Source organism: Neptunitalea lumnitzerae, from assembly GCF_027924185.1.
GTDB classification, from domain to species: Bacteria; Bacteroidota; Bacteroidia; order Flavobacteriales; family Flavobacteriaceae; genus Neptunitalea; species Neptunitalea lumnitzerae.
Map to the genome: position 1 here is coordinate 726,727 of NZ_BRVO01000001.1, position 12,047 is coordinate 738,773.

A 12,047-nucleotide genomic window follows, 5' to 3' on the forward strand; every position below is an offset into this window, starting at 1 on the left:
GAAACGTATTTATTAAAATCAGTATGGCATCAATAAAAGAGAAGTTAACTTCTATAGAGCAAATTCCGTCTTTTGTTTATTTATGTAAATGGCTTGTAATAGCCGCTTTAATTGGTGCGTTAGCAGGTTCTGCATCGGCAGCGTTACTGTATAGTTTAGAGTGGGCTACCAACTACCGTGAAGCCAATAAATGGATTATTGCGTTGTTACCTATTGGTGGACTCATAGTTGGCTTGGTGTATCATTACTACGGCAGTAGCGTAGTAAAAGGAAATAATCAGCTGTTAGAAGAGTTTCATTCGCCTCATAAAATTATACCTTTTAGAATGGCGCCTCTGGTACTTTTTGGTACCGTAATGACGCATTTGTTTGGGGGGTCTGCTGGTAGAGAGGGAAGTGCTGTGCAAATGGGAGGTGCTATTGCAGATCAATTTACCAAATGGTTTAAACTTAAGAAAGAAGATAGAAAAATTGTAATTATAATTGGGGTAAGTGCCGGTTTTGCATCGGTGTTTGGTACGCCATTGGCAGGAGCCATTTTTGCACTTGAGGTAATGATATTGGGCCGTATGCGCTACGATGCCTTGTTGGCTAGTGTGCTAGGTGGTATTATTGCCGATTATGTTTGTAAACTATGGCCAGTGCACCACACACATTACGGAGTAGAGCTGGTGCCTGAAATTACGCCTACCACCTTGTTCTATGCTATTATTGCCGGACTCATATTTGGTTTAGGAGGGTTGGCTTTTTCTAAGGCCACACACTTTTTTACAATAGTTTTTAAGAAATTGAATTATCCGCCATTACGCCCTTTTATTGGTGGTGCTGTAGTGGCGCTAGCGGTGTACCTTATTGGTACTACCAAATATATTGGTTTAGGGGTACCTACTATTGTAGATGCTTTTAACATGGAGTTGCCTTGGTATGATTTTGCAGCTAAGTTACTATTTACTGCTTTTACTTTGGGTGCTGGTTTTAAAGGGGGCGAAGTAACACCTTTATTTTATATAGGTGCTACCCTAGGTAATGCGTTGATATGGTTTGTACCATTACCTACCGAGTTATTGGCGGGTATGGGTTTTGTAGCTGTATTTGCAGCGGCTACTAATACACCTATTGCCTGTACTATAATGGCTATTGAATTGTTTGGTGGTGAAGGTGCTGTATACTTTGGGGTGGCCTGTGTGGTAGCTTATATGTTTTCTGGGCATTCAGGTATCTATTCTTCGCAAATTGTGGGAAGCCCTAAGCACTTTTTGTTTGGTGTAGATAAGGGTAAAACGTTGGCAGCTATAGATAGTTTTAGAAAAAAGAAATCTTCTTAGATATAGAGTATGGTAGAAATAGAACGTAAGTTTTTAGTGGTTGATGAAACGTTTAAGCAACAAGCGGTAAAACAAACCAGAATTGTACAAGGATTTTTAACTACCGACCCAGAGCGTACCGTGCGCATACGTATTAAGGGTAATACCGGGTTTATTACCATAAAAGGAAAATCTGATGCAGAAGGGTTAGAACGTTTCGAATGGGAAAAGGAGATTGCTTCAACAGAAGCAGAAGCATTATTAAAGCTGTGCTTGCCAGGCACTATAGATAAAATACGATACGAAGTACCATTGGAAGATGTGGTTTTTGAGATTGATGAGTTTTTTGGTGCTAATGAAGGACTTGTAGTTGCAGAGGTAGAACTTACCCACAAGCAACAGAAACATCCTGTACCTAATTGGTTAGGCAAAGAGGTAACAGGTGAGGTGAAATATTATAACTCACAATTAAGCAAAAAACCATTTAAAACCTGGTAATATGAAAAAGTTACTTATGGTATTTACATTATTGGCTGCGTTGGTAGCTTGTGATGTAAAGGTGAAAAAAGAATTAAAAACAGCTACAGAGGCACCTGTTTTAGAATCGGTAGCAAAGGAGGTAAAAGACACAGGACACGAAACCTTTAGTTATAAAGAAGGAGATACTACCTATGTAATGCAAAAATACTTCATGGTGTTTTTAAAGAAGGGCCCAGTGCGTAGTCAAGATTCAGTTGTGTTGGCACAACTTCAGCAAAATCATATGCAGCACCTAGAAAAACTGCATTTGGCCGGTAAAATAAGTATGGCTGGTCCTTTTGATGATGACAGTGATGTTTCTGGTATTGCAGTTTACAATACCCCAACTTTTGAAGAAGCCGATAGCTTAGCCAAAGCCGACCCTATGGTGAAGGCGGGTAGGTTAGTGATAGAAACACATCCGTTTTGGGCAGCTAAGGGCAGTAGTTTAAAATAAGCTTACCCTGTAAAAACTACCATTTAACTTTAGAAAACAGCTACTCGTATAATAACACCTATTCAACACTATTATTCATACTACATTTAAGGTATAACGTTAAAATGTTTTTAGTATGAAAGAGTGTTATGTATATATTTTAGGAGACGCTGGGAGAACGTCACTAACAACAGGGTATACTACCAATTTAGAAGAAACATGTAATACAGGCGTACCAGATGGTAGTAGCTTGTTGTATTATGAAACGTTTAGAACAGCAGAGCAAGCAGCTTACCGTGAAGGACAGCTTAAAAGCTGGAAAGAAACCTGGAGGTTACAGTTAGTTAGTAGATTTAATCCTGCTTTAGAAAAACTAAAAATAGGGTAATTATAATCATAAAATATACCTATAGTATTTTCTATATTTTGAGTATTCTTAAAAATTAGTGTTAAATATTTGTATATGTTTAATATTATAGCTAATTTTTATCAAAATCAAAAATTAGTAGGCTATATAATGAGAAGGTGCTATGTGTACATTCTTGCTAACAGATGTAGAACTTCTATGTTAACGGGTCTTACAGGAGATTTGCGCACATTTTTAACAACTGACTCAGTTGCCTTACACCGCAAACCTAGGCTTAAAGAAGCAGATTTACTGTATTACGAGACCTTTATGAATGTTCAACAGGCTGTTAGAAGAGAGAAACAATTAAAGAATTGGAAAATAGGATGGAAGCTTGAATTGATTAGGCGACTAAATCCTGATTTAAAGGCATTACAATTGTAGTTGCCTGTGATGATACAAATATCTGGTTACTTTTTTTTGAAAGGATAGAGTAGCAGTTATTTTTTTGGGTTATTAAAGAAAAAAAAGCACTTGTTTTAACAAGTGCTTTTTGAATATATATAAGGGGGGAATGTAAAAAAATTGCTTATTGCCAACCACCACCAAGGGCTTCGTATAAGTTTACTACAGCTAATAATTGTTGTAATTTGCTATCAATTAAATTAAGTTCTGCACTTAATCTGCTTTCACGCGCTGTTAGTAAATCTAAATACGTGGCATATCCGTTATCAAGCAATTCTTCAGAATTTGTTTCAGCATTTTGCAATGCTTGTACTTGTAAGTCTAAATATTCGTATTTTTCAACTTCGGCATCATACGTATATAATGCTTCAGAAACTTCTTTTCCTGCAGTTAATAGGGTTTGCTTAAAGTTTAACAAAGATTGTTCTTGTTGTGCTTGAGCTACCTCATACTGAGTTTTTATTTGTCTTTGGTTAAAAATAGGTTGCGTTAACCCACCTACTAATGTTGCAAAGAATGAGCTTCCACTAAACCAGTTGTCAAAAGTTAAACTTTGTAAACCACTATTAGCAGTTAAAGTTAACGATGGGTAGAAGTTACTTTTTGCTACGTTGGTTAACTCAAAAGAGTTAATTAACCCATATTCAGCAGCCATAACATCTGGTCTGTTTCTTAATAAAGAAGTAGGAACTCCAATTTTTAATTCGGTATTAATTTTTTCATCAGCTAGGCTAGCTCTTTCATATCCTTGAGGGGTTTCACCTAAAAGAATAGCTAATGTATTTTCAGCTTGAAAAATTGAATTTTTTAAATCAATAACTAAAGCTTGAGCACTGTATAATTGAGCTGTAGTTTGGTCTACTGCCACTTGGTTTTGTTGCCCTGCTTCTTTTAATGCTTTAATAGTTTCAACACTTTGTTTTCTGGTAGCAACAGTTTGTTCTGTAATACGTAACTGCTCGTCTAGAGAAAGTAAAGTATAATATGTTGCAGCAATTTGAGAAACTAAAGCCGTTTTAACAGCTTTATGTGCTGCTACACTTTGTAAGTAACTAGCTTCACTGGCTCTTTTATTGCTTCTAATTTTACCCCATATATCAGCCTCCCAAGACAGGTCTCCAGATAATTCATATTGGTCTATAGACCCGTTAAAGAATGAACCAAACTGACTGTTTTTAGATAAGTTTTGGTGTGTAACTGTGGCTCCTGCGCTTAGCGTTGGAAAATAACCAGATTTTCCCTGTTTAAGATACGCTTGCGCTGCATTCATTTGCTGAATAGCTACACGTATATCTATATTGTTTTGTAATCCTTTTTCAATATACCCAACTAAGTATTGGTCTGTAAAGATTTCTTTCCAAGAAACCTCTGCCATAGAAACACTGTCTGTAGGTAAACTGTCCGTTCTAAATAAATGTTCGGTCTCTTCAAATTCGGGACGATCATAATTTTTAGCTACAAAACAGCTTTGCAAAGTGATGGCCAGAACAGCAATTAAAGCTGTTCTGATCATGATGTTTTTATGTTTAATGAATTTCATTGTTATGCGTTTACATTTTCTGTTTGTTCAACAAATTTTGGACCGCCTGATATTTTTTCTTGTAACCATTGGAACATGATAAACAAGATAGGAATAACAAACAACCCTAGAATTGTACCAATTAATAGACCACCAACAGCACCTGTACCAATAGAGCGGTTACCTTCTGCCCCAACACCACTTGCTAATACTAATGGCATTAACCCTAGGATAAATGCAAAAGAGGTCATTAAGATAGGACGTAAACGTGCTTTAGCACCATCTATAGCCGCATCTACAATAGACTCGCCATGGCGTCGTCTCTGTATGGCAAACTCTACAATAAGAATTGCGTTTTTAGCTAATAAACCAACTAACATGATTAATGCAATTTGGAAGTAGATGTTGTTTTCTAATCCCATTAAGTTGGTAGAAATGTAAGCTCCGAAAATACCTAGAGGTAACGATAAAATTACTGAGAATGGTAATAAGTAACTTTCGTATTGTGCAGCAAGTAAGAAGTATACAAATACCACACAAAGAATAAAGATTACGGTGGTTTGACTACCTGCATTTACCTCTTCACGAGTTAAACCAGAATAAGAAATACCATAATCTGTTCCTAATTTAGCTGCTTCTTCTTCAACAATTCTAATACCATCACCAGAACTAAATCCTGGGTTCATAGCTACGTTAATTTTAGTATTGTTAAATAAGTTGAAACGGGTTACAGACTGAGGGCCATAAACTCTTTTTAAAGATACATATTGGCTTAATGGAGACATTTCTCCGCTAGTAGTTGCTACAAACATTTTATCAAGATCTGATGTAGTAGCTCTATCCGATGGGTATGTTTGAATATACACACGATACTGCTTACCAAATCTAGAAAAATCTGCTGCATATATACCACCAATATATCCTTGTAAGGTTGCAAATATGGTATTTACAGAAACTCCTGTTTGTTTTGCTAATGGCATGTTAATATCCATTTCGTACTGTGGGTAGTTGGTGTTAAAGGTAGACTGCCCGTACTGAACTTCTGGGTGTTGCATTAATGCTCCAATAAATTCATTTTTAGCTTGGTCTAATGCCTTAACATCTCCACCGGTACGGTCTAACAGGTTTACCTCTACCCCTGCAGACATACTAAATCCTGGTACACTAGGAGGTCCAAAGAATAAAATAGTTGCATCTGGGAAAGATTGTGCTAAACCAAATAACTGACCTTGAATAGCTTCTAATGATAAAGATGGATCTTCACGTTCTGACCAGTTTTTTAATTTAATAAAACCTAATGCGTAGTTACTACCCTGACCACCAAGTAAACTAAATCCGTCTACCATGTTCATACCTTCAATACCTGGTATGTTTTTAGCTTTTTCGTAGAAAGCTTCGGTAATTTCATGGGTTTTATCTAAAGAAGAACCAGCAGGTAATTCTACGTTTGCAAATAAAATACCTCTATCTTCATTAGGTACAAAACCTGTTCTTGTATTATTAGCGGTCCACCAAATACCTACACCAGAAAGTATAATTAGTAAAAAGGTAATCCATTTGTTTTTGTATAAGAAGTGTAATGATTTACCGTAACGGTTAATGGTAGCATTAAACCCTCTGTTAAAACCATCATAGAAACGTTGTAAAAACGACTTTTTCTTGTGTCCTTCTTCTAATTCATCATGGCCTTTAAGTAATAACGCACATAAAGCAGGGCTTAATGTTAATGCGTTTACTGCAGAAATAATAATAGAAACAATAAGCGTAATACCAAACTGCTCATAGAAAACCCCTGTTGGCCCTGTAATAAAGGTTACCGGAATAAATACCGCTGCCATTACTAAGGTAATAGAGATAATTGCACCAGATATTTCGTGCATGGCATCTAAGGTTGCCGTTTTCGCATTGTTAGCACCTTCATCTATCTTGGCGTGTACTGCTTCTACTACCACAATGGCATCATCCACAACAATACCAATGGCTAATACTAATGCAAATAAGGTAAGTAAGTTAATAGAGTAACCAAATAGGTTAAGGAAGAAGAACGTACCTACAATAGAAACCGGAACCGCAATAGCAGGAATTAAAGTAGATCTAAAATCTTGTAAGAAGATAAATACTACGATAAATACTAATATAAATGCTTCAAATAAAGTGTGAACCACCTTATCTATAGATGCGTTTAAGAATTCATTGGTATCAAACGGAACAAAAACTTCAATTCCTTCTGGGAAATTAGGTTTTAATTCTTCAATACGTTGTTTGATGTTCTCAATAATTTCTTGCGCATTAGATCCTTTTGTTTGGTAGATAGCCATACTCACACTAGGGTATCCCTTAGTTTGAGATGTTACTTGGTAAGATTGAGCATCTAATTCAATATCTGCTACATCTTTTAAACGTAAGAACTGTCCGTTACCAATAGATTTGATAATGATATCGCTATATTGATCTTCGCTTTTATAACGTCCGCTATATTTAATAGTGTATGAAAAGTTTTCACCACTGTTTTCACCTAATGAACCTGCGGCAGCTTCCTGACTTTGTTCATTAATAGCCGACATTACATCGGCAGGTACTAAGCCATAAGCTTTTAACTTTTCTGGTTTTAACCAGATACGCATAGCATAGGTTTGACGCGAAAAGTTTGTTACATCACCAACACCATAAACCCTTTTAAATTCAGGAATAACGTTAATGTTTAAGTAGTTGTTCAAAAACGTATCATCATAATCTGGGTTAGTAGAGTAGAATGACAAGAACATTAATGAACTTGTTTGTTGCTTTTGAGTAGTAACCCCAGCTTGTGTTACCTCAGAAGGTAATAATGGGCTTGCTAAAGCAACTCTGTTCTGCACGTTTACGGCAGCAATATCTGGGTCAATATCCTGATCAAAGTATACATTAATTTCGGCAGTACCAGCGTTGGTAGCAGTAGAAGTAATGTAGGTCATACCTTCTACACCATTAATTTGTTCTTCAATAGGAATAATAACACTCTCTAAGATGGTTTCTGCACTCGCACCTGTGTAGGTGGCAGAAACTCTTACCGTTGGAGGGGCAATATCGGGATATTGTTCCACAGGAAGGGTGGTAAGCCCTAATACTCCTAAAATAACTACAATAATGGAGATTACCGTAGAGAGTACAGGTCTTTCTATAAATCTTTTTAACATGATCTTACTTCTTGTATTTTAAAATAATTGTTTAACCGGTTTTGCAATGGTATCAAATGGTACTTCGTTTGGTTGTACGCTAGCACCAGGGCGTAATTTGCTTACACCAGCAGCAACTACCTTATCTCCTTTTTTAAGTCCAGATTCAACAACATATAAATTGCCTACAATAGCTTTTGTTTTTACCATGGTAGAACTAGTTTTATTATCTGAAGTAAGGGTGTAGGCCATAATATTACCTTGTTGCTCAAAAGTTGAGGTTTGCGGTATTACTGGAGCATTTTCATACACTACAGGAATTTTAATAGTACCACTGTTACCGTTGGTTAATAAGCCAGTTGGGTTATCAAACACAGCTCTAAAGCTTACGGTACCTGTATTAGCGTTAATTTGACCTGTTACAGTTTCAATTTTACCTTTTTGTTCGTAAGACTTACCGTTTACTAATACTAGGGTTACTTCTGGGAAGTTGTTTACCTTATCTTGTAAAGACTCACCTGGAGTGTTTTGTAAAAAGTCTAGATAATCAGACTCATTCATAGAGAAATAAGCATATACTTGCTTAATGTCTGTTACGGTAGTTAATGGCGTTGTATCGTTAGGCCCTACTAAAGCACCTTGTCTGTAAGGTATAGCCCCTACATACCCGTCAACTGGGCTTTTTACGGTAGCATAACCAATATTAGCTACTATACTTTCATAGCTACTTTTAGCTTGCTCTAATTGTGCTTTTGCAGTTTCTAATTGAACATTACTAATAATGTCTTTTTTTACAAGAGGTTTTAATTTATCTACCTCTACTTGTGCTGCGTTTACATTAGCTTTTGCTGCCGCTGCATCCTGGCTTAAGCTTTGCGTTTCTAGTCTGAATAAGGCTTGTCCTTTTCTAACTTTCTGACCTTCATCTACAAGTACTTCTTGTATATATCCTTGTACCTTGGCTCTCACACCACTGTTAATAATACCTTCAATACTTGTTGGGTAGCTACTGTACCCTGTAACGGTTTTACTTGGAATTGTAATTACCGAAACTGGAGTAGCTTGGGCCTGCTGCCCGGCTGCTTGCTGAGCTTGTGGGTTGTCTTTTCCACAACTTGCAAAAATCACTGTTACCAGTGCCATAACCATTATTTGGGAAAGGGTTCTTGTTCTCATTTACTTTCTTTTTCTCGTTTTAAGTATGTTGCAAATAAATTTTCCTTTAATAATTCTAAATTTTGTAGCATTTTATCAATAAACTCTATGTAATGTTTGTTGTAAGAGAGTCTAAGTTGTAAGCTGTCTTTAAGTTCAATTTCTTTTACTTCCAGCACTTTTTCTTTATATCTAAGCACCTTTTCATGTAGAAGCTTTTCTTGTTTCCAAGCTTCAATTTTTTCATCAAGTCTGTTTATTACTTGCTGATCGTCAATTTTGAAGTAGCGTTTTCTATCTCCTGGTTTTGTGCAGTACCCAATTCTTCCTTTAGATTGTAGTAGCTGTAAATTGGTAGAGATAGAACTTTTACTAGCCTCTAATGTTTCTTGAATTTCTTCAAACGGAACACCGTCTTCTAATGAAAGTGCCAACAATGCAAAGATTCTTGAAGATAAAGGCGATAGGGTGTCCCAGTTTTCAAAACAAACGCCCATTTCCTCTATTAAGAGTCTTTTTTCTTTTTCTAGTTCTTCAATAGTCATTGTCTGCAATTATAATTACAGTGCAAATATACGTTTGGTTCGGTTTTTACCGAACCAATTAGAAGTTAATTATTTGTTAATGTTTATTTTTCTAGAAATCTGGTATCCGTTTTCGTCAAGTGCAGTAATGGTGTGCCAACCTTTTGAAGGAGAAATTTTTAGCTCGTGGAATTGTTTGGTTTGGCCAATGTATTGTTCATCTAGGTACCAAAAAATCTTGGCATCACTATCTCTATGCGCTATTTTTAGTACAATTTCGTTAAAGCTACCGTCAAAATCTTTGGCAATGGTAATGGTAGTGTTGTTTTCTGGGTAAATAAATTCCATAGATTTTTCTAGGTCATTGTAGCAATCGGTTTTGTAAGGAGGTAATTCTTTATAGTTTACATGGTTCTTTTTATAATAGTATTCCATAAGTGGGGGTAGGGTAAACCACGGTATGGTAGTTATTTTGTCTATAGGCTGGCAAGATGCGTTTACTCTAAATTGTTTTTGCAAGTCAACATGTACCAAATGGTGGTAGGGGCATGTACTACTTCTAGCTCCGGTTTTCGGAATCCATTTAGTTACCGATGGGCATATGCTAGAGGCTAAATAACCACTTTGAGTGCATATACTTCTTTCAATTAATTCATCTAGAGGTTTTTTAAACCATGTAGTTTTAGGTAGTACATCAAATACATCAAACAAAATAGGGGCTGCACTACTTACACCTGTAATTTGTGGTCTACCTTCTCCATCTGCATTGCCTACCCAAATACCCACTACATAATCTTTTGTTAGCCCAATAGACCATGCATCTTTATTACCAAAACTTGTACCTGTTTTCCAAGCAATCTCAGTAGAAGATTCAAAGTATTGCCAAGAAACTTCATCTTCAGGTCTGTTTACCGTTTTCATAGCTTCTAGTGTAGCGTAGATACTTCCGGCATCAAAAATATTCTTTTGCTGTACTTTTTCTCCAAAATTAGATTGTTTACCATATAGTAAGCAGGGTTCGGTAAACTCATGGGTGTAGTACTCACTAGAAGTTTCATTAAAGTGATTAACGGTAGAAGCTAAGGATGCATATGTTTTACATAAATCCCATAGGTTGCTTTCTGCGCCACCTAGAATAAGAGGTAAACCATAGTGGTAAGCAGGGCGATTAATATCTTTTAACTTGAAAAAGTCTAGTTCATCTCTAAATTTTTCAAGTCCGTGTTGCTTCAATAAACGCACTGCAGGAATATTTAAAGATCTTGCCAAGGCTTCATCTGCGGGTACAGCACCATTGTATGTTTCGTCAAAATTTTGCGGACTGTAGTCACCAATTTTGGTGGGTATATCTTCTACAAGCATTTTAGGTAACAGCTCTCCATCATCCATCATTGCGGCATACAATAGCGGTTTTAAAATACTACCCGTACTACGCGGAGCGTGTATCATATCTACATCTTTTTCATGAAACATATCAGTAGGGCTATTGCCTACATATGCCAATACATTTCTGTTATGCACATCTAATACCAAAGCAGCAATATTATAAACATGGTTTTGCTTTAATTGCAGATAATGACTTTTAACAATTTGGTTTACTTCTTTTTGTAACTTATAATTGATTGTTGTTTTTACTTCTTTACCTGTTTTAGTTTGGTGTAAATATTCAGACAGATGAGGTGCTAGCCGTGGTATCTCATAAGCTTTTTGTGGTAAAGGCTCTATAAGTGCAAGCTCATAAGTAGTTTGGTTAATAATCTTATGGTCTTTTAATTTTTTTAAAAGGCCATTTCTTCTTTTTAGTAAAGTAGATTGATTTTTACCGGGGTAAATAATACCTGGTGCATTAGGTAACACCGCTAGCGTGGCACTTTCTGCCCATGAAAGTTGTTTTGCTTCAATACCAAAATAGCGCCAAGCTGCAATATCTAATCCAACAGTATTTCCTCCAAACGGGGCATGAGAAGCATACAATGCTAGTATTTTATTTTTAGAATAGCGCAATTCTAATCGGGTGGCAAGTATAGATTCTTTTAACTTTTCAAAATAGGTTCTGGCAGTGCCTTTTCTAGAGAGCCTTATAACTTGTTGTGTTATGGTGCTACCACCTCTTACTGTTTTTCCTGCTTTTATATTAGCACCTAAGGCTTTTCCCATAGATATAGGATTGACACCAGGATGTTTATAAAAGTGTTCGTCTTCAAAAAGTAAAATACATTGTTTAAATTTTTCTGGTACGGTGTCTATTTCAGGAAAACGCCATTGTTCATCTGCTGCAATTTTAGCTCCTAACCATTGTCCGTTGGCTGCCTTTACCACGGTGGCAGTGGGGTCTTCAAATAGTGTAGTAGGCAAACAGAAATAGTACCAAATAACTAAAGTTGTTATAAGTATATACCGTATAGGATGTGAGGTAATATTTTTAATAGTTTTTGAGAACAAGATACTAGCTACAGTGTTTTTAAATATACATTTTTAAGTCTTATAAAAATATAATGGTATGTATAAACTTCTAACGTAATTGTCATTTAAAAATTTAATCATTGTTTCTAAGTGAATTATTGATAATTATAAGCTTAATATTTTGTACATATAATTTCTATTTAACCTAAAAGGTGTTTATT

Annotated in this window: 10 protein-coding genes; 5 read left to right on the top strand and 5 right to left on the bottom strand. The window is 36.0% G+C overall.

Features of this window, described 5'->3' with window-relative positions; all coding sequences use genetic code 11:
• Positions 1–23: 23 nt before the first annotated feature.
• From Y10_RS03270 to Y10_RS03290, 5 genes are all read left to right on the top strand, one after another.
• The gene (locus Y10_RS03270) at positions 24–1,325 is read left to right on the top strand and encodes a voltage-gated chloride channel family protein (RefSeq protein WP_281763935.1); all 1,302 of its coding nucleotides are present in this window, start codon (positions 24–26) and stop codon (positions 1,323–1,325) included.
• Between the two features lie 9 nt (positions 1,326–1,334).
• Positions 1,335–1,802: a CYTH domain-containing protein gene (locus Y10_RS03275; protein WP_281763936.1), complete on the top strand. Its 468-nt coding sequence runs from the start codon at positions 1,335–1,337 to the stop codon at positions 1,800–1,802.
• Position 1,803: 1 nt separating this feature from the next.
• Entirely contained in the window at positions 1,804–2,280 is a 477-nt protein-coding gene (locus tag Y10_RS03280; protein WP_281763937.1) for a YciI family protein, read from the top strand.
• A gap of 115 nt (positions 2,281–2,395) precedes the next feature.
• Entirely contained in the window at positions 2,396–2,647 is a 252-nt protein-coding gene (locus Y10_RS03285; protein ID WP_281763938.1) for a GIY-YIG nuclease family protein, read from the top strand.
• Between the two features lie 75 nt (positions 2,648–2,722).
• Positions 2,723–3,049, top strand: a complete 327-nt coding sequence (locus tag Y10_RS03290) for a GIY-YIG nuclease family protein (protein WP_281763939.1) — start codon at positions 2,723–2,725, stop codon at positions 3,047–3,049.
• Positions 3,050–3,194: 145 nt separating this feature from the next.
• Here Y10_RS03290 and Y10_RS03295 read toward each other — a convergent pair whose 3' ends face one another.
• The 5 genes from Y10_RS03295 to pbpC all read right to left on the bottom strand — a co-directional run bounded on the left by Y10_RS03295 (position 3,195) and on the right by pbpC (position 11,865).
• Positions 3,195–4,610: an efflux transporter outer membrane subunit gene (locus Y10_RS03295; protein WP_281763940.1), complete on the bottom strand. Its 1,416-nt coding sequence runs from the start codon at positions 4,608–4,610 to the stop codon at positions 3,195–3,197.
• A 2-nt stretch (positions 4,611–4,612) separates the two neighbouring features.
• Positions 4,613–7,765 carry an efflux RND transporter permease subunit gene (locus Y10_RS03300; protein ID WP_281763941.1) on the bottom strand — a complete coding sequence of 1,051 codons (3,153 nt, stop codon included), beginning with the start codon at positions 7,763–7,765 and terminating at the stop codon, positions 4,613–4,615.
• Positions 7,766–7,783: 18 nt separating this feature from the next.
• Positions 7,784–8,920 (bottom strand): efflux RND transporter periplasmic adaptor subunit, encoded by a 1,137-nt coding sequence (locus Y10_RS03305; protein WP_281763942.1) that lies wholly within the window; start codon positions 8,918–8,920, stop codon positions 7,784–7,786.
• Positions 8,917–9,444 carry a GbsR/MarR family transcriptional regulator gene (locus tag Y10_RS03310; RefSeq protein WP_281763943.1) on the bottom strand — a complete coding sequence of 176 codons (528 nt, stop codon included), beginning with the start codon at positions 9,442–9,444 and terminating at the stop codon, positions 8,917–8,919. The genes Y10_RS03305 and Y10_RS03310 overlap by 4 nt, the downstream gene beginning before the upstream one ends.
• Positions 9,445–9,513: 69 nt before the next feature.
• Positions 9,514–11,865 (bottom strand): penicillin-binding protein 1C, encoded by a 2,352-nt coding sequence (gene pbpC, locus Y10_RS03315; protein ID WP_281763944.1) that lies wholly within the window; start codon positions 11,863–11,865, stop codon positions 9,514–9,516.
• Between the last annotated feature and the right edge of the window lie 182 nt (positions 11,866–12,047).